Here is a 21,328-nt window from a genome sequence, read left to right as displayed (position 1 = left end):
CAGGACCCAAAGGCAGGAAAGGTACTTCCTGCCTTTTCTGTTATAGCGGAAAACATACTGTTGAACAGGGAGGTATCATGACGACTGTTAAACATTTGCTGCAAAGCAAGCCAAGCGGAGTCGCGACCATAACACCGGAGGCGACGGCGCTCGAGGCGCTGCAGCGTATGGCGGAACAGGAGATCGGTGCGCTGATCGTCGTGGAGGGGAAGAAGGTTGTGGGGATTTTTTCAGAGCGGGACTATGCCCGCAAGGTGAGCCTGCGCGGCCGGACCACCCGGCATAGCCGGGTCAGTGAGCTGATGACCCGGCGCGTTTACTACGCCGAGCCGGGGCAGAGCATCAACGAGATCATGGCGCTGATGACCGCCAAGCGCATCCGCCATCTACCGGTGCTGGAGAAGGGGGAACTGGTGGGGGTGATCTCAATCGGGGATGTGGTCAAGGCCGTCATCGCCGAACACGAATTCACTATTCATGAACTGGAAAAATACATCACCGGCAGCTACGGCCCCGATCTATAGAGCCCTTCATGGGAGGCGGGAATCCAGCCCAAGCCGGGCATCGGTCTGCCAGAGGGCGAAATCGGCATCGGTCACCAGGCCGTCGCCGTTGAGATCCTCTTCATAATAACCGGCGGGCGGAGCAGCGAGCTTCTTTTTATACCACCGGACATAATCCTTACTGGTGATATGGCCGTCCTGGTCGATATCGCCGGCAGGCATGCAATAACGGATGCCGACAAGCGTCCCTCCGGCGCTGTAATACTGGCTTGCCGCGCCGGTAAAATCGAAGAACGCCCCGGAGGTGGTGAGACTCTGGGCGCTGGCGCTCATGACGGCAGCGTGGTTGCGATGGCGCAGGACGATCCAGTAGTTCCCCGCCGGCACCATAAGGGTAAGGGAGGTGGTGGTGCCATCCAACTCGGCGAGATAGCCGTCGTTGCGCAGCAAATAGGACTGTCGGAAGATCGCCGACCCGCCCGGAGCCGTGCGAAGCTCGAGCAGAATCCAGTCGGCAATGTTCGTCGGTATGCTGCTGGCGGTGCGCGGGGCCTGAGCGTATGGCGAGTTCAAGGGGATCCGGCTGCCCGCAGCCAGGGTCGTTCTCATGGTGCTGCCGTCGTTCCAGCCTTCGAGGCGGGTGAGGATGCGGGCCTTGGCGGCATTGGCGGGATTGAAAACGACGATCTGGCCGCCCTGGGTGGTTAAGGGCAAATAACTGTTATTTATATCGATGAGTTGCGCCCCGGAGATCGATATCGGATAGGATCCGACACCTCCAGGTGCAGAACAGCTCAACTCCAGAACAGATCCACTGTTGCCAAGAAATAGTTTTTTATTGAAGGAAACGGCAAAAATATAATAAGATCCATCCTGTTGGATGGTGCTGCAATAGACATTGTGATCCTGACTGCGACTCGTCAGCGTCAAAGACGAACCATCAAAGGCCAATCCAGCAGGAAAAGTAATATAGAACTGAAACGCCTTGAACGCATCCTCATTGGTCACATCGATATTAATGATCACGGTCTGGCCGGTGGTATACACCGCATCCCGCACCTTGAGTAGATTATTGCCGGCGCGGACCGCTTCTGGGCCTGCGAGGAGGCCCATCATCGCCAGCATGATCATCCAGCCTGTCCAACGTTGCATACCCTTCATCTGATGTCCCGCCTTTACTAGTGTTCCATCTCACCCCGATCAACGGGGTTTCATAGCATTCAAAAGAATGCTCATAATATAGTACGGAAAAAACTTCCATTTGGGGAAAAGCGCTGAATGTTTATGGGGGTAGGGAGTGAGCGTGCCAGCCAGGTGGGCGCGACAAGGAGCGGATGGCCCGCAGGCGCAAGCCGGGTGGACGCGAGGAGGTGCGAGGCATGGTTTGCGGGCTTAAGCCGGGTGGGCGCGCGAGTGCGGGGTAGCCTGCGAGCGCGGACCGGGTGCGCGCGAGAAGGGGTAGGGGCGGGGCTGAAATCCCCCGAGAAAACCATTTGACATCGGCGAAAATATTGTTATATTACAGTACTGAACCGGTTCAGATAAATTAATATTAATAAATATATAATATATATTTATTATAATAATAATCGGTTTAACTATGCGTCCAACCATCGCCGATATCGCCCAGCTCGCCCAGGTCTCCAAGGCCACCGTCTCCGCCGTCATCAATAACCGCCCCGGCATCTCCCCGCAAACCCGCTCCCGCGTCCTCGCGGTCATCAATAAGTTCAACTACCGCCCCAACGAAATCGCCCGCTCCCTCTCCAGCCGCAAAACCCGCTCCATCGGCCTGGTCATCAAGGAGATCGATAATCCCTATTTCGCCCGCATCATGAAAGGCGTCTTCGACGTCTGCCGCGAACACGGCTACACCGTCCTCCTCGGCAGCTCCGAACTCTCCCCGGCCCAGGAACGGCAGAGCATCGAAGCCCTCGCCAGCCAACGCGTCGGCGGTTTGATCATCTCCCCCCTTCAGGGACCCGATTCCGATTTCACCTGGCTCGCCGACCTCCTCCGCGATGACTACCCCCTGGTCATGCTCGGCCAAGTCCAGAATTATCACACCACCGTCGTCGACATCGACAACGTCCAAGCCGCACGCAAGGCCGTCGAATACCTAATCGCCCTCGGCCACCGCGATATCGCCTACTTCGCGGGCCCCTCCTATTCCAGCCATAGCGAGGAACGCCAGCGCGGCTATCAGCAAGCCTTGATGAACCACAACCTGCCCGTGCGGCCGGACTTCATCCTCCCGGTCGGATCGGAACGCGAGCTCGGCTACCAGGCCGGCCTCACCCTCTTCCGCCGACCCGGCCCCCATCCGACCGCCCTCTTTTGCTATAACGACCTCGTCGCCATCGGCCTGACCAATGCTCTTAATACACTCCACATCGCTGTGCCCGAACAGGTCTCGGTCATCGGCTGCGATGACCTCGACCTCGCCCAGTGCTACCGCATCCCCCTGACCACCATCCATGTCCCCGCCTACGAGATCGGTCGCACCGCCGCCGAAGGCATCATCCACGACCTCGAAAGCGGGGAGCATGCCAAGCCCCAGATCGTGCTGTTCGAAGCCCGGCTGGTCGAGCGCCTCTCCTGTGCACCACCACCCCGCCATCGATAGGAGGAATACAACCATGACCGAACCCCTGATCCTCGATGAAAACCGTTTTTTCGATTCCGATCCAGCCGTCCGCCGGATCGCCCGCGACCTCTACCAGGGGGTCAAGAATCTACCGATCGTCAGCCCCCATGGCCATGTCGACCCCCGGCTCTTCTCCAAAAACCGCCCCTTTCCCGATCCAGCGGAACTGATTCTCATCCCGGACCACTATATCTTCCGCATGCTCTACTCCCAGGGCATCGAGCTGGAAAACCTCGGGGTTCCCACCATCGACGGCACACCGGTGGCCACCGACCATCGCCGCATCTGGCAGATCTTTGCGGAAAACTATTTCCTCTTCGCCGCGACGCCCACCGGCGTCTGGCTCAACCATGAACTCGCCCTCCTCTTCGGCATTGAAGAAAAGCTCGACGGCGACTCGGCCATGCGCATTTACGACCAGATCCAGGAAAAACTGCAATCGCCCGAGTTCCTGCCGCGCGCCCTCTTCGAGCGCATGAACATCGAAGTGCTCACGACCACCGATGGCGCCGCCGACACCCTCGCCGAACACCAGGCGCTGCGGGATTCGGGCTGGAAGGGACGGGTCCTGCCCGCCTTTCGCCCCGATGCCGTCACCAACCTGGCACATCCGGACTGGAGCCGAGCGATCGCCGAGCTTGGCGCCGTCTGCGGCTTTGAAATCAACTCCTACGCTCGCTTCATCAACGCCCTCGAGCAGCGCCGCGCCTTTTTCAAAACGATGGGCGCCGCTTCGACCGACCAGGGTGTCGAATCCCCTTGGACCCAGGAACTCTCACCCGGAGAAGCCGAACGGATCTTTCAGCTCGCGCTGCGCGGCCGGGCCGGCAAGGCCGAGGCCGGCCAGTTCACCGCCCACATGATCATGGAGATGGCCCGAATGAGCATCGAGGATGGCCTGGTCATGCAGCTTCATCCCGGCGCCCTGCGCAACCACAACGCAAAGATTTACCAGCGTTTTGGGCCGGACAAGGGCTGCGACATTCCGGTGCAGACCGAATACACGCGCAACCTCCAGCCGCTGCTCAATAAATATGGCAACGATCCCCGCCTGACCCTCGTTGTCTTCACCCTCGACGAAGCCACCTACGCACGCGAGCTCGCCCCCCTTGCCGGCCACTATCCCGCAATGAAGCTGGGGCCCTCCTGGTGGTTCCACGACAGCATCGAGGGGATGACGCGCTTCCGCCAGCAGGTGACAGAGACCGCCGGCTTTTACAACACCACCGGTTTTGTCGATGACACCCGGGCCTTCCCCTCGATCCCGGCCCGCCACGATCTAGCCCGGCGTATCGATTCCAATTTCCTGGCCGGCCTCGTCACCCGTCACATTATCGACCTCAGCGATGCGCGCCGCCTCAGCCGCGCCCTCGCCTATGATCTGGTCAAAAAAACCTACAAATTCTGACGTGTGGAGCAAACGATGACCTTGGGAAAATACTCGATCGGTATCGGCGACCGTTTCGGCCGCCAGGGAGAGGCACAGCTTCAGGCCCTGCAGCGGCTCAAGGTGCAGGGTGTGACCGTGACGCCCGTCTGGAACAAGTCCTATCGCGAGCATTCGATCATCAACAGCCAGCCCGCCGATACCCGGGCTGAGGCGGATGCCGCCGTCGCAGCGCTGGGCTGGCAGGAGCCCTACTTCGTCGATGCCGACCACGTCGGCATGAAAACCGTCGACCATTTTCTTGCCGCCAGCGACTTTTTCACCATCGACGTGGCTGATTTCATCGGCCAGGTTGCCGAACAGAGCGCCCTCGACGCCTTCGTGGCCCGCTGCCAGCCCTTCACCGGCACCCTGCAGATCCCGCTGATTCCCGAACCCTTCTCAGTCACCCGCGACCAGATCGCCGGGATCGGAGCCAACTATCTCTTCGCCATCGAGGAAGCGCAACGCATCTATCGCCACATCGCGGCGGGCAAACACGACCAGCCCTTCGTCGTCGAAATCTCGATGGACGAGACCAACCTGCCGCAAAGCCCGGTGGAGCTTTTCTTCATCCTCGCCGCGGTCGCCTGGAAGGAGATCCCGGTGACGACCATCGCCCCTAAATTCACCGGCCGTTTCAACAAGGGGGTCGACTATGTCGGGGATCCGGCTCAGTTCACCCGCGAGTTTGAAGAGGACCTGGCGGTTATCGCTTTCGCCCGTGACCGCTTCGGCCTGCCCTCCGGCTTGAAGCTGAGCGTCCACTCCGGCAGCGACAAGTTCGCCCTCTATGGACCTATCAACGCTGCCCTGAAAAAATACAACGCCGGCCTCCATCTCAAGACCGCCGGCACTACCTGGCTTGAGGAGGTCATCGGCCTGGCCGAGGCCGGGGGAGAGGGACTGGCGATGGCTAAGGCCATTTACCGCCATGCCCGGGCCCGTTTCGAGGAGCTCTGCAAACCCTATGCGACCGTGATCGACATCGATCCCGCCCGTCTGCCGGCGCCGGACGAGGTCGATGGCTGGGAGGCGGACCAGTTCGCCGCTGTGCTGCGCCATAACCAGAGCCAGCCGCTTTATAATCCCCATTTCCGTCAACTCATTCACGTCGGCTACAAGGTGGCCGCTGAAATGGGCGAGCGCTATCTGCAGGCGCTGGAGCGGTTCCGTCCAGTCATCGCTAAAAATGTCACGGAGAACATCCTGGAGCGCCATCTGCTCCGTATTTTTTTGTAGCCATACATACAAGAAACAGCCCTCATGCGCATGCCTCGGTGTGAGAAACGAAAAAGGAGTACCATCATGAGCTATATTGAAGACCTGTTTGGCTTGAAGGGCCGGACGGCCGTCGTCATCGGCGGGGGTGGCGTCCTGGCCGGCAAGATGGCCGAGGGGCTCGCCCGTGCCGGGGCCGACATCGCCATCCTCGACATCAATCCGGAGAATGCCCGCAAGCAAGCCAATGAATGCAAAAAGTACGGCGTCAAAGCCCTTTCCATCAAGGTCGACGCCTCGAGCAAAGAGGAGCTGCGCGCCGCTGCGGACACCATCCTCGCCAAGATCGGGCGCATCGATATCCTCATCAACGCTCCTGGGATCAACTCTTCCACCCCTTTCCTCGAGATCGAAGAGGAGGAATACGACCGGATCATGAGGGTCAATCTCAAGAGCATCTTCCTCGCCTGTCAACTCTTCGGAAAGATCATGATCGAGCAGGGCGAAGGGGGCAGCATCATCAACATCTCCTCCGCCGCCTCCGAGATCCCGCTCTCCAAGGTCTTCACCTACAGTATCAGCAAGGCGGGTGTGAACAACCTCACGCGCAACCTCGCGCGCGAATGGGCGCCCTTCAAGGTCCGCGTCAATGCGCTGGCCCCGGGCTTTTTCCCCGCCGAACAAAACCGCAAGATCCTCACCCCGGAACGCACCGCGGATATCCTGCGCCATACCCCTATGGGCCGTTTCGGCGACGCCGAGGAACTAGTGGGAGCGGTGATCTGGATGGCCTCGCAAAAGGCTGCTGCATTTGTCACCGGCGCCCTGATTCGCGTTGACGGCGGATTCACCGCCATGACGATCTAACCAAGCCGGAGGGAAATCGCAATGCATTCTTATGCCATCGGGGTCATCGGCCTGGGCGTCATGGGGCGCAACCTGGCCCTCAACATCGAGCGCCATGGCTATCCCGTTGCCGGGTTCGACCTCGACGAAAAACAGCGGCTGCTTGCCGCTGATAAATTCGCGGGCAAAAAGATGACCGTATGCGCCAGCCTAGCCGAATTTCTGCAGCTCCTCGAGAGCCCTAAAAAGATCCTGATGATGGTGCCCGCCGGCAAACCGGTCGACGCGGTCATCCAGGCGCTGATCCCGCATCTCGCCCCGGGCGACATCCTCATCGACGGCGGCAACAGCCATTTCCCCGATACCGAACGTCGTACGCAAGAACTCACGGCTAGAGGATTCCATTACATTGGCACCGGCGTCAGCGGCGGCGAAGAGGGGGCCCTCTGGGGCCCGTCGATCATGCCCGGCGGCTCTCCGGATGCCTGGCCGCACGTCAAGCCGATCCTCCAGGCCATCGCTGCCCGGGTGGCCGACGGCACACCCTGCTGCGAATGGGTCGGCAACGGCGGCGCCGGTCATTTTGTCAAGATGGTCCATAACGGCATCGAATACGGCGATATGCAGATGATCTGCGAGGCCTATTTTCTCATGGAGCAGCTGCTCGGGCTGAGCGCAGCGGAGATGCATACGGTCTTTGCAGAGTGGAATCGGGGCGAGCTCAACAGCTACCTGATCGAGATCACCGCCGCCATCATGACCAAAATCGACGCACGCACCGGCCGGCCGATCATCGACGTCATCCTCGACACCGCCGGGCAGAAGGGGACCGGCAAATGGACCAGCCAGGTCGCCCTCGATCTCGGCGTTCCGGCACCGACCATTGCCGAGGCGGTCTTCGCCCGCACCCTCAGCGCTATCAAGGAAGAGCGCATCGCCGCCGCGAAAGTGCTGCCCGGACCGGAGCAGCCGTTCGCCGGTGACCGGCAAGCCTTCGTCGAGCAGATCCGCCAGGCGCTCTACGCCGCCAAAATCTGCTCCTACGCCCAGGGCTTTCAGCTCATGGCCGCCGCCTCCAAAGAGTTCCATTATGGCCTCAATTTCGGCCAGATCGCCCTGCTCTGGCGCGGCGGCTGTATCATCCGCGCCCAGTTCCTCGACAAAATCAAAGAGGCCTTCGACGAGCAACCCGACTTACCCAACCTCCTCCTCGCTCCCTATTTCCGCCAGGTGTTGGCCAGCCATCACCAGGCCTGGCGCACGGTGGTCAGCAGGGCGGTCGAAGCCGGCCTCTCCATCCCCGCGTTCTCCAGCGCCCTGGCTTACTACGACGGCTACCGCAGCAGCCGGCTGCCCGCCAATCTGCTCCAGGCGCAGCGCGACTATTTCGGCGCCCATACCTATGAGCGCAGCGACGCGCCGCGGGGCGAATTCTTCCACACGGAATGGCTTTAATCACGGCCGGATCGCCGTATCATTTTATCCGGCAAAAGGAGAACCTATGCAAAAACTCGATATCCGCCAGGACGCCTGCGGCCTCGATTTCCTTTCGGTCGGTGCGCTGGTCCACCGTCTCGATCCCGGGGTGATCCCCTTCCGCAAGGCGCACAGCTTTACCGTTCATGTTTCGGGCGGCGAATACAACGTCGCCGCCAACCTCTCCGACTGCTTCGGTCTCACCACCGGCATCGCCACCGCCATGGTCCGATACCCCATCGGCGAGATGATTCAGGCGCGAGTGCGCGAAATGGGTGTCCGTCCCTTTTACAAATGGTTCGAGCACGACGGCGTGCGCGGCCCCAATATGGCGACCGTCTATAGCGACCTCGGCATGGGGGTGCGGCCGCCGGTGGTCTTTTATAACCGCGCCAACGAGGCCGGCGCCCTGCTCAAGCCGGGCGACATCGACTGGAAGTCCATTTTCGCCGGCGGCGTCCGCTGGTTCCATTCCGGCGGCATCTTTGCGGCCCTCTCCACAACCACCTCGAAACTGATCCTCGAGGGGATGCGCGCCGCGCGCCAGGCGGGGGCGATCAACTCCTTCGACCTCAACTACCGCGCCAAGCTCTGGGCCCCCATCGGCGGACTCCAGAAAGCCCAGCAGGTGCTGCGCAGCATCGCCTCCGAGATCGATGTCCTGATCGGCAATGAGGAGGACATGCAACTCGGCCTCGGCATCGCCGGACCAGACGCGGCCCGGTCGGAGATCAAGAGCGAGTCCTTTTTCGCGATGATCGAGAAGGTGGTCAAGGAATTTCCCAACGTCAAGGCGGTGGCCACCACCCTGCGCGAGGTGCGTTCGAGCAACCGCCACGACTGGGGGGCGGTGCTCTGGCTCAAGGGGGATCAATACGTGTCGCCCGTGTGCACCCTCGACGTTCTCGATCGTATCGGCGGCGGCGACGGTTTTGCGGCCGGGCTGATCTACGGCCTTATCGCCGGCCGTGACCCCGAGGAGGCGCTGCGCCTTGGCTGGGCCCACGGCGCCCTGCTGACCACCTTCCCGGGCGACGTCACCATGGCCCGGCTCCCGGAAGTCGAGGCCTTCGCCCGGGGGGGGTCCGCCCGCGTGCAGCGCTGAAATCTCCCGTCTCCGGCGGAGGCGCCGGAGCGGAAAGCCGAACAAAAAATGCACATTTTGCTTGCTTTTTTATTTAATTTATTGTAAAATAAAAGATAAATAAAGTACGCTTTTTTAAACGCCCTTCTGTGTCAGCCCGGTAAGATGGACGGCCGGGAGCAAGCGTCAAAAGTGGTACGAGGTTTCAGTTACTTTTTTGGCAGGGGTTTCAAAGATGGAAAAAGGTACCGTCAAGTGGTTCAACGCCTCCAAGGGCTATGGCTTCATCACCAGAGAACAGGGCGGCGACGTCTTTGTGCATTTCAATGCCATCCAGGGCACCGGCTACAAGTCACTGGATGAGGGTGATCAAGTCGAGTTCGAAGTCACCCAGGGCCAGAAGGGCCTCCAAGCCAGCAACGTCACCAAACTCTAGGCTTGACAACGACGAACTTGAACCCCGCTCCCCGAGGAGCGGGGTTTTTTTATGCCGGCCCGCCCAGGCCATGAGGAAAATTTATCCTTGCATCAGAAGGTGTTTCTCATTAAGTTTTAACAAGCTGTTCTGTCTAGCCGGCGAGTGGCGGCCGGCTTCAGGTTATGGATTTAAAACAGCATGTGGCAGGGAGTTCGGATGCGGAATCTTCATTTTCGCCCCAACGGCAAGCCCCTTCACCATCCCTCCTTTTTTCTTGCTTCCTTTTTATTGCTCCTCTTGGTTTTTTGCGGTCCCGGCTGTGGGCCCTTTTTGGGAAACGAATCCCATGACGTCCTGACAAAAACACTCGTCGATCGTTACCGGCTCAAGGATGCCGATCTCACCCAGCTGCAGTTCTACCTCTCCGAGGATCTGACGCTCCAAGCCGAATATACCGAATGGGATAAAGAGATCCGCGAGGGCGAACACACCCTCCGTACCTATGAAACCAACTTTCAGGAGGTTCTGCATATCAGGAAGAACCTGCCGGGCAAGTGCATCGAGATCATCCCCGAACATAAAATCTATGCCCTGCTGCCCAAATTCCAGTCGAAAAAATTCAATCTCAACTGGGAGCCGATACGGCTGCACATCAGTTTTGATGCGGACTATCTCAATTATCTGGTTTTTACGCCCGATCCTGGCAGCGGCAAGTTCGTCCTCGAGTATGACCGGAAAAAAAATGCAGTCCAGTACGGAGGCATCGGTTACAAGTGCCTGGGCGGCTGTGGCGAACGCATGCTGCTCTTTGACGAGATCCATGAAGTCACCCCGGTCAATCAGGAGAGAACCCTCTCCGGAAATCAGTTTGGTCATGGCAATCGCTTTCCCTGGGAATTGGTGGCCGCTGCTTTGGGATTATTTCTCATCGTCAACATCACAAAACAGTGACCCGAATGTACCCGGCTGTGGCCAACCCCCGGCGCTTAAAGGACGCTCATACTGCCGCGCCAAGGCGAACGAGGCCGCCGCACGGTGGCGCACTCGCATTACAATCCTAAAAACCGTCCATCCTGCTGAACTTTCTGGAGATTCCGATGCGAAATAGTTACTTCTTGCTGTTTTTCGGTCCCCTTCTGCTGCTCACCTGTGCGCAGCGGAAGGCCCGGGATTATCCCATCCAGCCGGTGCCCTTCACCCGCGTTCATCTCGAGGACTCGTTCTGGGCGCCGCGGATCGAGATCAACCGCACGATCACCATCCCCCACGCCTTCGCCGAATCCGAAAAGACCGGACGCATCGCCAACTTCGCCTTGGCCGGCGGCTTGATCAAGGGTCAGCAGCAGGGCGCATACCCCTTCGACGACAGTGACGTCTACAAGATCATCGAAGGCGCCTCCTATACCCTGGCGGTGCAAAAGGACCCGAAACTTGAGGCCTACCTCGACAGCCTGATCACGCTGATCGCCGCCGCCCAGGAAAAGGACGGTTACCTCTATACGGCGCGCACCAACAAGGCCCCCTACCTGGAGGAGTGGAGCGGCAAAACCCGCTGGTCCCATGAGTTCATGAGTCATGAACTCTATAACGCCGGGCATCTCTTCGAGGCAGCGGCCGCGCACTATCAGGCGACCGGCAAGCGCAACCTCTTCGATGTCGCCTTGAAATATGCCGACCTTATTTGCACCACCTTCGGCCCAGGCAAGGTCGAGATCCCCCCCGGCCATCAGGTCATCGAAATAGGCCTGGTCAAACTCTACCGCATCACCCGCAATGACCGCTATCTGCAGACCGCCCGCTATTTCCTCGACATCCGCGGCAAGGCGACCGGCGGCCGCGAGCTCTATGGCCCCTACAGCCAGGACCACATCCCGATCGTTCAGCAGAGAGAAGCCGTCGGCCATGCTGTGCGCGCCGGCTATATGTATGCGGGGATCGCCGATGTCGCCGCCCTCACCGGCGATCAGGCTTACCTCCAGGCGATTGACCTCATCTGGCAGAATGTAACGAGGAAAAAAATCCATCTGACCGGCGGAATCGGCGCTACCAGCGAAGGCGAGGCCTTTGGCAAAAATTACGAGTTGCCCAACCTGACCGCCTATAATGAGACCTGCGCCTCTATAGCCAATGTCTACTGGAACTATCGTCTCTTCCTGCTGCACGGCCAGTCAATGTATCTCGACGTTCTCGAGCGCACCCTCTACAACGGATTGCTCTCCGGGGTCGCCCTCGACGGCACCCACTTTTTCTACCCCAATCCCCTCGAGTCCGCCGGCCAGCATGAGCGCAAGGAGTGGTTCGGCTGCGCCTGCTGCCCTGGCAACATCACCCGCTTCCTCGCCTCCATCCCCGGTTATCTCTATGCCCTCCGCGACGATCAGCTCTATGTCAATCTCTATGCGGAGAGCAGCGCGGAATTCGAGCTGAAAGGGCAGCCGCTGCAGATCAAGCAGGTGAGCGCCTATCCTTGGGATGGCCAGATCCAGCTTCTCATTAGTCCGCCACCGCGCGGCACCCGGTTCACCCTTCATCTGCGGATTCCCGGATGGGCCCAGGGCCGGCCTATCCCGGGGGATCTCTACCGATATGTCGATCCTGCGCCGGCTCCGCTCCACCTCGAGATCAACGGCCAATCCTTTCCACTTGAGATGCAGGAAGGCTTTGCCCGCATCGAGCGCACCTGGAAGCCCGGTGACTGGGTCGAGCTGACCCTGCCAATGCCGGTCCGCCGCGTCGTCGCCCACGACAGTGTCGCCGCCGACCGCGGCCGGGTTGCCCTGGAACGCGGTCCCCTGGTCTACTGCTTCGAATGGCCGGATGTGACCACCGGCCATGTCCGCAATTTGCTGCTCCCGGATGCTGCCCCGGTGACCAGTTTGTGGAGAGACGATCTGCTCAACGGCCTCGAGGTGCTGCAGACTACCGTCAAAAGCTACAGCCAGAAGGATACCGGCCCGGTACAGGTCAGCGATGTGCCCGCCATGGCCATTCCCTATTATGCCTGGGCGCATCGCGGACGCGGCGAAATGGCCGTGTGGCTGGCGCGTGAAGAAGACGCGGTCCATCCCTTTGGCGCGCCCGAAGCCAAACCACTCTGAGCACCATCCAACCCATTCCATCAACTGGAGATCACTGATGCATCTACGCCTGCTATTCCTCTTTACCCTCTTGGCCGCTGCAGCGGTCGCCGGGACTATACCGGATTTTGACCTCTATTTCGACGACGCAGCCCTGCGCCTCGAACTCTTCCAGACCGGCGATGCCCGCGAGGAGATCATCTCCGCCGGCCCGATCCTGCGCGAACCGCTCTGGCCTGGAAGCCGCACCAGCCTGATTGATCCCTTCAACAATGGCCGCTATCAGATCAAACTCTATGATATCGCCACCAATGCCCTGATCTATTCGAGCGGTTTTGATTGCATGTACGGCGAATACCGCACAACGAGCCCGGCTCTCGACGGGATCAAACGCACCTTCAGGCGGGCCGTGCGCTTTCCGGCGCCCAAACATCCCGTCCAGTTCGTCCTGGAGAAACGGGACGCGAACAATCTGCCCGCTCCTTTCTTCGTCCTCAGGATCGATCCGGCCGACTACCATATCAATACGGAAAGCGGCCCGGCGGCAGAAATCTATGAATCCCATATCAGTGGCGCCCCAGCGGTCAAAGTGGATCTGCTCTTCGTCGCCGAGGGCTACACCGCCGACGAGCAGGCCAAATTTCATGCGGATATCGATAAGATGCGCGACTTTCTCTTCACCGTTGAGCCCTATAAAGGGCTGCAGGACCGAATCAACATCCGCGGTCTTTTCATTGCTTCTCTCGAAAAGGGCATGGATGAGCCCCGCCAGGGTTCCTGGAAGAACACCCTGCTCAACGCCTCCTTCAATTCCTTTGATCTCGATCGCTACATGCTGATCGAGGATGGTCATCGGTTGCGTCGCGTCGCCAGCCGGGCACCTTACGATGCCATTGTGGTTCTGGTCAACAGCAGCCGCTACGGCGGCGGCGGGATCTATAACGATTACTGCTGCACCACCGTCGATCACGCTCTGAGCAGGCGGGTCTTCGTCCATGAGTTCGGCCATGCCTTCGCGGGACTCGCAGACGAATACTATACCTCGGAGGTTGCCTATAACGATTTTTATCCCAAGGGAGTCGAACCGCTCGAACCCAATATCACCGCTCTCCTCAATCGCGGCCGTATCAAATGGCAGGCCCTGCTCTCTCCGGAGATCACTCTGCCGACCGAGTATGGCAAATCCGCGCGCGATAGCCTGCAGAATCTCCTCTTAGAGAACGGCCGGGCCATGGAAAAAGCACAAAAGGAGGCGCAAGCACGCGGCGCAGGGGAGAAGGAACTCGACAAGGTGAAAAAGCCGTTCCTCGATCAGGGCAAAAAGCTGGGCGATCAGCTCGCCGCCGTGAGAAAAAAGTACGCTGCCATCGAAGACAAGGTGGGGGCATTCGAGGGAGCCGGTTACGCCTCCCATGGGCTCTACCGGCCGATGGTCGACTGCTTGATGATCAGCAATACCCGCGATCGTTTTTGCCGCGTCTGCGAAGCGGCGATCGCGCACATGGTGGATTTCTATGCCCACTGATGGGCATATTTTTCTTGCATTATTCGGAACATTCTTGTATGTTATCTCGTTATTGCAATGCGCGAACGCCATATCGTGGGGATATCTTGACACGATCCTTAGTCAATCCGTCGCGCAAATCATCTTTTCGTGGAGGTTATCATGCGTAAAATAGTGACCTATCTATTGATTGCTTTGCTCTCTTTCAGCATTATTGCCTGTTCCAGCATGAACAAGACGACCAAGGGCGCTGCAGTGGGAACCGCCGGTGGCGGCGCAGTTGGCGCGGTCATAGGCAACCAGTTCGGCAACTCCGTCCTCGGCGCTATCATCGGCGCCGCGGTGGGTGGTGCTGCCGGCGCTTACATCGGCAACAAGATGGACAAGCAGGCCGCTGAGATCGAGCAGCAGCTCGCCGATGCCAAGGTCGAACGTGTCGGTGAAGGCATCCAGGTCACCCTCAAGTCCGGCCTCCTCTTCGATTCGGGCAAGTCGGTGCTCAAACCTGCCGCCCAGACCGATCTGGCGGAGTTGGCCACGACCCTGAACAAGTACAGCGATACCGTCCTGCTCATCGAGGGCCATGCCGATTCCCAGGGCGACGAGGCCTACAATCAGAAGCTCTCCGAGGCCCGCGCCCACGCAGTCGCCTCCTTCCTGGCCAAGAATAACGTCGACATCAGCCGCTTCACCATCATCGGCTACGGCGAGAGCCAGCCGGTGGCGAGCAATGACACCCCCGAAGGCCGCGCCCAGAACCGCCGCGTCGAGATCGCCATCACCGCCGGCGAAGCCATGAAAGCGGAAGCCAGGGCTGCGACTTCTAAGTAAACTGTGATCTACAGGGCGGAATCCACTCCCGCCGGGTCCGGTTGCAGCGGCGATCCGCCTGCCAGATAATCATAAAGGGTGGCTGAGAAACTCAGCCACCCTTTTCATTTTCCCATCGAACCGCTGCAATCGCAGCCGGACGCACTGCCGCCTCCATAATACAGCGGCACTGCAAGCGCGGAAACCTGACCTATGCACGAACTCTCCATCGCCCAGGCGCTCAGCCGCGCCGTCATCCGCCAGATGCAGGAGCGCGGCATCGCGCACATCTCCCGTATCGTCATCCGCGTCGGCCCATGGAGCGGAGTTATGGCGGAAGCCCTGCGGTTCCATTACGAACTGATCCGCGCCGGCACGCTGTTGGAATCCGTCGACCTGGTCATCGAGGAGTCCCCCTTGACCGCCCTCTGCCAGGCCTGTGGCGGCCGTTACACCCTTGATCTGCTCACCACCCGCTGCCCGGATTGCGGTTCGGAGCGCCTGACGCTCCAGGGCGGCGAGGACCTCGAGATCCTCCGCCTCGAGATCGATCCGCCATCACCACCTTAAGAGGCCTTTTCTTTGCCGGCGAAGAGACTGCCCAGCCGGTTCTGCAGCTTTTCAAGATAGATGTAAAAGACCGGGGTCACGTAGAGGGTGATCAGCTGCGAGAAAAGCAGTCCGCCCACCACGCACAAGCCCAGCGGCCGGCGCGACTCCGAGCCCGCCCCGAGTCCGAGGGCGATCGGCAGGGTCGCCATCAGCGCCGCTACGGTGGTCATCATGATCGGCCGGAAACGGATGCTGCAAGCCTGCAGGATGGCATCCCTGGCGCTGAGACCCTCATTGCGCGCCGAGATGGCGAAATCAATCATCATGATCGCATTTTTCTTCACCACGCCGATCAGCATGATCAGGCCGACAAAGCTGTAGAGATTGAGATCCATCCTGAAAATCATCAATGTAATCAACGCCCCGAATCCGGCGAAGGGCAGCCCGCTGAGAATGGTAAGGGGATGAATAAAACTCTCATAGAGGATGCCCAGAATCATATAGATCACCAGAATGGCCAGCAGTAGCAGACCGAGCAGGCTGCTCTGCGAGGATTGAAAGGCCTGGGCCGTCCCGGAAAAACTGGTGGCGATCGAGGCGGGCAGGACCTCGCGCGCCGCCGCATGGACCGCGGCCACCCCCTCGCTCAGTGCGACGCCGTCATCCAGATTGAAGGAGATCGTCACCGAGGGAAGTTGGCCGGAGTGGTTGACTGTCAGCGGACCGGCCGTAGGCTTGATCCCCGCCAGGGTGGCCAGCGGCACCAGTTTGTCCGTCAAGGGCGAACGGATATAGAGATACTGAAAGGCCGAAGCATCCCGCTGATACTCAGGATTGAGTTCGAGCATGACATAGTACTGGTTATTAGGGGCCAAGATGGTGGAAACCTGCCGCGTGCCATAAGCCGAATAAAGAGCTTCCTCTATTGTCTGCGGCGAGATGCCCAGCGAGGCGGCGCGGTCGCGGTCGAGGGTGAGGGTCACCTCGGGATTGCTGATGCGCAGATCGCTGTTGACATCGCGGAACATCGGGTCGGCCTTGAGGCGCTGTTCGAGCTGCGGCGCGGCGGCATAAAGCCCCTTGATGTCCGAGGATTGCATGGTGAACTGATAGAGGCCCGAGGCAAAGCGGCCGCCGATATTGATCACCGGCGGATTGATGATGAACGCACGCACACCGGGGACCCCCGCCAGCTTGCGGCGGAGGTTATTGGTCACCTCATCGGCGGTCAGCTTGCGTTCGCCGCGCGGTTTGAGGCGGATGAACATGCGCCCGGAGTTGGAACCACCTCCGCCCCCACCGCCGATGCTGACGGTGAAGCGCTCGATATTGTCATCGGCTGCGAGAATGCTGGTCACCTGCGCGCGGCTGTCGAGCATCCCTTCAAACGATGTCCCCTCGGCGCCCTCCAGGGTCCCATTGAGCAGACCGGTATCCTCGCTCGGCAAAAAGCCCTTGGGCACGATCACGAAGAGAAAAATGGTGATGGCAAAGACTCCCAGAGAGAAGAGCAGCGTCGCCCGCCGCCGCTCCACCACCCATGCCAGTGTACGTTGATAAAATCGCAGTGCCTTGTTCCAGAAGGATTCGATCGCATTGTAGAGACGGCCGTGGCGCTTCTCCTGCTCATGGCGCAGAAAGCGGCTCCCCATCATCGGCGTCAGTGAGAGCGAAACAAATCCGGAGATCAGAATCGCCACCATGATCGTCACCGCGAATTCCCGAAAGAGACGGCCCATGATTCCACCCATGAAAAGCACCGGGATGAAGACCGCCGCCAGCGACAACGTCATCGAGACGATGGTGAAGCTCACCTCTTTGGCCCCGTCCACAGCGGCTTGGAAGGGACTCTTGCCCATCTCCATATGACGGAAGATGTTCTCGAGCATGACGATGGCATCATCGACGACAAAGCCCACCGCCAGGGTCAGCGCCATCAGTGAAAGGTTGTCGAGATTGAAGTGGAGCAGCTTCATCACCGCAAAGGTGCCGACGACCGAGAGCGGCAAAGCAAGGCTGGGGATAACTGTCGCCGAGACATTGCGCAAAAAGATGAAAATGACCAGTACGACCAGAAAGAGGGTCAAAAGCAGGGTCATCTTGACATCGTTGACGGACTCTTGGATCGGCTCGGATTTGTCGAAAAGGATGTGCACTTGCGCCGAGGCGGGCAACTGCTCCTGGATCTTGGGGAGCAAGCGGCGGACATTGCGCACCACCTCGACGGTGTTGGTGCCGGGCTGGCGCTGGATGGCCAGCAGGATGCAGCGGTCGTTGTTGAACCAGGCGGCAACACGGTTGTTCTGCACCCCGTCATAGACGCTGGCGAGATCCTGCAGCCGCACCGGCGCGCCGTTGCGGTAAGAGACCACCACCCGACGAAACATCGCGGCATTGTCGAGCTGGCCAGTCGCCTTGACGGTGAAGGCCTTCTCTGTCCCCCAGAGGATGCCGGTCGGCAGATTGACGTTGTTGGTGGTGATGGCGCTGACCACCTCATCGATGCCGATGCTGCGCGCCGCCAGCTCGCGCGGATCGACCTGTACCCGCACCGCATATTTTTGCGCTCCGAAGACCATCACCTGGGCGATGCCGCTCACCATCGAGATGCGCTGCGCCAGCTGAATGTCGGCCAGCTCATTGATGGTGTAGAGCGGCAAGGTCGGCGAAGTGAGGACGATGAAGAGGATCGGCTGGTCAGCGGGATTAACCTTCTGGTAGGAGGGCGGCGCCGGCATGTCTCGCGGCAGCTGCCGCGAGACCGCCGAGATCGCCGATTGCACATCAGCTGCAGCCGCATCGATGTCCCGGTCGAGATTGAACTGGATCGTAATATTGGTGCTGCTCAGGCTCGACGAGCTGGTCATGTTGTCGATGCCGGCGATGGTGGTGAACTGTTTCTCGAGGGGCGTCGCCACCGCGGCAGCCATGGTTTCCGGACTCGCGCCCGGCAGGCTGGCGTTGACCGAGATCGTCGGAAAATCGACCGTCGGCAAGTCGCTCACCGGCAGCTGTCGGTAACCGATGATCCCCGCGATAATGATGGCCAGCATGACCAGCGTGGTCATAACCGGACGGTCGATAAAGATCCTCATTGCGGCCTCCCCTGTTCCGCCGCTCCGCCTCGCACCGTGACCCGGGCCCCCGGCATCAGCTTGACCTGACCGTCGGTCACCACCATCTCGCCCGGTTTGATCCCGTCATCAAGAACGGCCTGTTCGCCCAGGGTGCGGTTGACCTTCACCGGCCGCTTCTCGGCCTTGCCCTCCGCGGTGATGACATAAATAAAAGTCCCATCCTGGCCGGTCACCACCGCGGCGGCCGGCACCGTAAGGGCCTCCTTTTCAATGGTCAGAACCAACTCGGCATCGACGAACTGCCCGGGCCAGAGCTTCTCCTCCGCATTGGCGAACTCGGCCTTGAGCGTCACGGTGCCGGTGGCGGCATCCACGGTGTTGTCGAGAAAGTTCAACTTGCCCTTGAGTTGATCTGCTTCGCCGCTATTGCGTGCAGGACTGACATGCACCTCGAGGCCGCCCCGGGCCGCCCAGTACTGAACCCGCGGCAGATCGGTGCCAGGGATGGTGAAACTGACGCGGATGGGATTCATCTGGTTTATCACCACCAGGCTGGAACCGTTGGCGCTGACGACGTTGCCGCGTTTGACGAGGAGGGCACCACTTCGTCCCGAGATCGGCGCCGTCACCGTGGTATAGCCGAGATTGAGCCGCGCCTGTTCAATGGCCGCCTGATCGACCCGCATCGCATACCGGAGCATTTCGGCCTGGGTTTTCGCCTGCTCGTACTGATCGCGCGTGACAAAATCCTTAGCGCTGAGATCCTCGTACCGCCGCGCCTGCATCGCCGCAAAGACCGCCTGCGAGCTGTCGCGGGCGAGCTGGGCCTGGGCGGCATGCAGGGCTGCCTGATAAGGCCGTGGATCAATAGTGAAAAGCGGCTGCCCGGCGCGAACGGACTGGCCTTCGCTGAAATGGACCCGGGTGATCACGCCGCCGGCCTGCGGTCTGACCGCTACGGATTCGATGGGCTCGACCACACCAACAGCTTTCAGGGAGAGGGGCTGCGCCTGTACGACCGCCGCCGCGGCACTCACCGTCGTCGGCGGCATCTGCCGCGCCTTTTCCTTGGCGCAGCCAGCGAGAAGGAGCAGTGCTGTCATGAGGCGGATCAAGTGTCTCGGTTTCATGGATTACCTCGATGGTGTGGATGTTGGAGTGAAGGGATTTTCGCCGCCGACGCCCAGGACGCCGACATCGCGCGCCAGCTGAGCTAGGGCAATATGCCAGGCCAAGCGGGCATTGATCTGCTGGGCGCGCGCCAGGGCAAGAGCGCGCTGGGCGGTGAGCAGATCGAGAATGCTTCCGACTCCCTCTCTGTATCGGCCCAGCGCGACCTGCTCGGACTGCCGGGCGCTGGCGAGCAAGTCCTCTGCCGTCGCGACGCGGGCCCGCGCGGTGAGAAAGTCGCTGTGGCTGGAATAGACCTGAAAGGAGATCTCCTGTTCGGCGGCGCGCACACCCTCTTTGGCGGCGTCCGCTTCGGCCTTGGCCCGCGCGAGCTGGTACTGACGCGAGAATCCGGCCCACAGAGGCACCTCGAGACGCAGACCGCCGCTGAGATGATCGGTCTTCCGATCGATGCCGTGGATCCAGCTGCGGTCGGTGGCGGCGGATCCGGAGAGGGCAGGCAACAGCGCGGCGCGGGCCTGGCGCACCGAAGCCAGAGCGGCACGGGCACGGGCGCGGCCAGCCTGCAAATCGGGACGGCTGGCCAGGGCCTTTTCGATCAGGTCATCCACCGGCTGCAAGAGCGAATCGGGCGGGACTTCGGGAATAGCCGCCTCGAATGCTCCTACGCTCTGGGCGGGATAGCCCATAGCCAGGGCCAGCCTGCCGCGGCTGACGCGCCACTCTCCTTCGACGCTCTGGAGGTCCAGCAGCGCCTGCGAATAGGCGGTCTGCGCCTGCAGGAGATCGGCGCTGGTGGCCAGGCCGACGCCGCGCTTCTCTTCGGCGGCTTTCAATGCGATGGCCGCGCTGGCCAGTGCCGCGGAGTCGGCCTGAACCATGGCCCGGGCACCGGCGCAGGTGTAATAGGCGCTCACCGTTTGCAGTACAGTATTCTGGATGACCGCATTGTGGGTCCAGTCCATGGCCAGCAGGGCCTGGCGGCTGGCGTCGATGGCCGCGGTCCGGCTGCCAAAATCGAAGAGCAGCCAGCTGAGGCTGGCGCCATAACCGTAGACTGTGAAGGGATTATAGTCATCGGGCCGGTCCGGGGCACTCTCCTGGCGCGAACGGAGGAGGGAGCCCTCGGCACTGAGGGCGGGAAGCCAGACGCTGCGCGCCGCGCCGTATGCGGCCGCGGCGGCGCGGGCGTTGGCCCAGGCCATGCGAGTGTCGGGATTGTTCTGCAAGGCGAGGGCAATCGCTTCCGCCAGGCTGAGATCCGGCCAACGGTCGCGTACCTGCGCCTCCGGTACGGTTGCCTCGGGAAGCTTGAGGGCTTGCGCAGCGCTCCGGGACGGCGTCCAGGGTACGGCCGGTCCGGGCGAGCTGCCCGCAACCTCCTGCACATGCGGTAGGCGGGAAGCACAGCCGGCAAGGAGCAGAACCGCAATCCCCGATAGGAAGGGTTTCATGGGTATACCTCTGATCGTGGCTGGATAGAATCTCTATAATATGCAAATTAATACTGGAATTCCAACTATAAATAAAATTAAGACGTATCACATACAGAAAAG

The 21,328-nt window shown here is 60.4% G+C and carries 17 protein-coding genes; 13 read left to right on the top strand and 4 right to left on the bottom strand.

From position 1 onward, the window contains the following. Positions 1 to 77 precede the first annotated feature (77 nt). Positions 78 to 524, top strand: a complete 447-nt coding sequence (locus PLH32_02855; protein HQJ63525.1) for a CBS domain-containing protein — start codon at positions 78 to 80, stop codon at positions 522 to 524. Positions 525 to 530: 6 nt separating this feature from the next. On the opposite strand, the gene PLH32_02850 is transcribed toward PLH32_02855, so the two are convergent. After that, the gene (locus PLH32_02850; protein ID HQJ63524.1) at positions 531 to 1,655 is read right to left on the bottom strand and encodes a hypothetical protein; all 1,125 of its coding nucleotides are present in this window, start codon (positions 1,653 to 1,655) and stop codon (positions 531 to 533) included. Positions 1,656 to 2,103: 448 nt separating this feature from the next. On the opposite strand from PLH32_02850, the gene PLH32_02845 reads away from it, so the two are divergent. The 12 genes from PLH32_02845 (at position 2,104) to hypA (ending at position 15,582) form a co-directional block, all read left to right on the top strand. Further along, positions 2,104 to 3,129: a LacI family DNA-binding transcriptional regulator gene (locus tag PLH32_02845; protein HQJ63523.1), complete on the top strand. Its 1,026-nt coding sequence runs from the start codon at positions 2,104 to 2,106 to the stop codon at positions 3,127 to 3,129. Between the two features lie 13 nt (positions 3,130 to 3,142). Beyond that, complete coding sequence (gene uxaC / locus PLH32_02840; GenBank protein ID HQJ63522.1) at positions 3,143 to 4,558, top strand: glucuronate isomerase; 1,416 nt, start codon at positions 3,143 to 3,145, stop codon at positions 4,556 to 4,558. A 15-nt stretch (positions 4,559 to 4,573) separates the two neighbouring features. Beyond that, positions 4,574 to 5,818 carry a tagaturonate epimerase family protein gene (locus PLH32_02835; protein HQJ63521.1) on the top strand — a complete coding sequence of 415 codons (1,245 nt, stop codon included), beginning with the start codon at positions 4,574 to 4,576 and terminating at the stop codon, positions 5,816 to 5,818. A 66-nt stretch (positions 5,819 to 5,884) separates the two neighbouring features. Beyond that, positions 5,885 to 6,664: an SDR family oxidoreductase gene (locus PLH32_02830; GenBank protein ID HQJ63520.1), complete on the top strand. Its 780-nt coding sequence runs from the start codon at positions 5,885 to 5,887 to the stop codon at positions 6,662 to 6,664. Between the two features lie 21 nt (positions 6,665 to 6,685). Then, complete coding sequence (gene gnd, locus PLH32_02825; protein ID HQJ63519.1) at positions 6,686 to 8,098, top strand: decarboxylating NADP(+)-dependent phosphogluconate dehydrogenase; 1,413 nt, start codon at positions 6,686 to 6,688, stop codon at positions 8,096 to 8,098. Between the two features lie 46 nt (positions 8,099 to 8,144). Further along, positions 8,145 to 9,224, top strand: a complete 1,080-nt coding sequence (locus PLH32_02820) for a sugar kinase (GenBank protein HQJ63518.1) — start codon at positions 8,145 to 8,147, stop codon at positions 9,222 to 9,224. Between the two features lie 214 nt (positions 9,225 to 9,438). Continuing rightward, positions 9,439 to 9,639 carry a cold-shock protein gene (locus tag PLH32_02815; GenBank protein HQJ63517.1) on the top strand — a complete coding sequence of 67 codons (201 nt, stop codon included), beginning with the start codon at positions 9,439 to 9,441 and terminating at the stop codon, positions 9,637 to 9,639. A gap of 312 nt (positions 9,640 to 9,951) precedes the next feature. Then, positions 9,952 to 10,572 (top strand): hypothetical protein, encoded by a 621-nt coding sequence (locus PLH32_02810; protein ID HQJ63516.1) that lies wholly within the window; start codon positions 9,952 to 9,954, stop codon positions 10,570 to 10,572. 146 nt (positions 10,573 to 10,718) lie between these two features. After that, positions 10,719 to 12,719 (top strand): glycoside hydrolase family 127 protein, encoded by a 2,001-nt coding sequence (locus PLH32_02805; protein HQJ63515.1) that lies wholly within the window; start codon positions 10,719 to 10,721, stop codon positions 12,717 to 12,719. A gap of 37 nt (positions 12,720 to 12,756) precedes the next feature. Next, positions 12,757 to 14,223 (top strand): M64 family metallopeptidase, encoded by a 1,467-nt coding sequence (locus tag PLH32_02800; protein HQJ63514.1) that lies wholly within the window; start codon positions 12,757 to 12,759, stop codon positions 14,221 to 14,223. Positions 14,224 to 14,364: 141 nt separating this feature from the next. Continuing rightward, the gene (locus PLH32_02795) at positions 14,365 to 15,033 is read left to right on the top strand and encodes an OmpA family protein (GenBank protein HQJ63513.1); all 669 of its coding nucleotides are present in this window, start codon (positions 14,365 to 14,367) and stop codon (positions 15,031 to 15,033) included. A gap of 192 nt (positions 15,034 to 15,225) precedes the next feature. Continuing rightward, positions 15,226 to 15,582, top strand: coding sequence for a hydrogenase maturation nickel metallochaperone HypA (gene hypA / locus PLH32_02790; GenBank protein ID HQJ63512.1), 357 nt, complete (start codon positions 15,226 to 15,228; stop codon positions 15,580 to 15,582). Here hypA and PLH32_02785 read toward each other — a convergent pair. From PLH32_02785 to PLH32_02775, 3 genes are read right to left on the bottom strand one after another with little or no spacing between them, the layout of a single operon-like run. Next, positions 15,579 to 18,659: an efflux RND transporter permease subunit gene (locus PLH32_02785; GenBank protein ID HQJ63511.1), complete on the bottom strand. Its 3,081-nt coding sequence runs from the start codon at positions 18,657 to 18,659 to the stop codon at positions 15,579 to 15,581. The two genes, hypA and PLH32_02785, sit on opposite strands and share 4 nt — an antisense overlap. Beyond that, the gene (locus PLH32_02780; protein ID HQJ63510.1) at positions 18,656 to 19,771 is read right to left on the bottom strand and encodes an efflux RND transporter periplasmic adaptor subunit; all 1,116 of its coding nucleotides are present in this window, start codon (positions 19,769 to 19,771) and stop codon (positions 18,656 to 18,658) included. Before PLH32_02780 ends, PLH32_02785 begins: the two co-directional genes overlap by 4 nt. Before the next feature lie 3 nt (positions 19,772 to 19,774). After that, entirely contained in the window at positions 19,775 to 21,226 is a 1,452-nt protein-coding gene (locus PLH32_02775; protein HQJ63509.1) for a TolC family protein, read from the bottom strand. Positions 21,227 to 21,328: the final 102 nt, after the last annotated feature.

This window comes from bacterium (genome assembly GCA_035419245.1).
In the GTDB taxonomy this organism is placed as follows: domain Bacteria; phylum Zhuqueibacterota; class Zhuqueibacteria; order Residuimicrobiales; family Residuimicrobiaceae; genus JAKPUX01.
Note: the sequence above shows the minus strand (reverse complement) of the source record. Positions and strands in the feature narration are given on the sequence as shown.

Bases quoted from the DNA above. Each gene is read 5' to 3' on its own strand.
- PLH32_02845 (HQJ63523.1), top strand. From the start codon at position 2,104: ATGCGTCCAACCATCGCCGATATCGCCCAGCTCGCCCAGGTCTCCAAG.
- gnd (HQJ63519.1), top strand. From the start codon at position 6,686: ATGCATTCTTATGCCATCGGGGTCATCGGCCTGGGCGTCATGGGGCGC.
- PLH32_02800 (HQJ63514.1), top strand. From the start codon at position 12,757: ATGCATCTACGCCTGCTATTCCTCTTTACCCTCTTGGCCGCTGCAGCG.
- hypA (HQJ63512.1), top strand. From the start codon at position 15,226: ATGCACGAACTCTCCATCGCCCAGGCGCTCAGCCGCGCCGTCATCCGC.
- PLH32_02830 (HQJ63520.1), top strand. From the start codon at position 5,885: ATGAGCTATATTGAAGACCTGTTTGGCTTGAAGGGCCGGACGGCCGTC.
- PLH32_02805 (HQJ63515.1), top strand. From the start codon at position 10,719: ATGCGAAATAGTTACTTCTTGCTGTTTTTCGGTCCCCTTCTGCTGCTC.
- uxaC (HQJ63522.1), top strand. From the start codon at position 3,143: ATGACCGAACCCCTGATCCTCGATGAAAACCGTTTTTTCGATTCCGAT.
- PLH32_02785 (HQJ63511.1), bottom strand. From the start codon at position 18,659: ATGAGGATCTTTATCGACCGTCCGGTTATGACCACGCTGGTCATGCTG.
- PLH32_02775 (HQJ63509.1), bottom strand. From the start codon at position 21,226: ATGAAACCCTTCCTATCGGGGATTGCGGTTCTGCTCCTTGCCGGCTGT.
- PLH32_02835 (HQJ63521.1), top strand. From the start codon at position 4,574: ATGACCTTGGGAAAATACTCGATCGGTATCGGCGACCGTTTCGGCCGC.
- PLH32_02855 (HQJ63525.1), top strand. From the start codon at position 78: ATGACGACTGTTAAACATTTGCTGCAAAGCAAGCCAAGCGGAGTCGCG.
- PLH32_02850 (HQJ63524.1), bottom strand. From the start codon at position 1,655: ATGCAACGTTGGACAGGCTGGATGATCATGCTGGCGATGATGGGCCTC.
- PLH32_02815 (HQJ63517.1), top strand. From the start codon at position 9,439: ATGGAAAAAGGTACCGTCAAGTGGTTCAACGCCTCCAAGGGCTATGGC.
- PLH32_02780 (HQJ63510.1), bottom strand. From the start codon at position 19,771: ATGAAACCGAGACACTTGATCCGCCTCATGACAGCACTGCTCCTTCTC.
- PLH32_02795 (HQJ63513.1), top strand. From the start codon at position 14,365: ATGCGTAAAATAGTGACCTATCTATTGATTGCTTTGCTCTCTTTCAGC.
- PLH32_02820 (HQJ63518.1), top strand. From the start codon at position 8,145: ATGCAAAAACTCGATATCCGCCAGGACGCCTGCGGCCTCGATTTCCTT.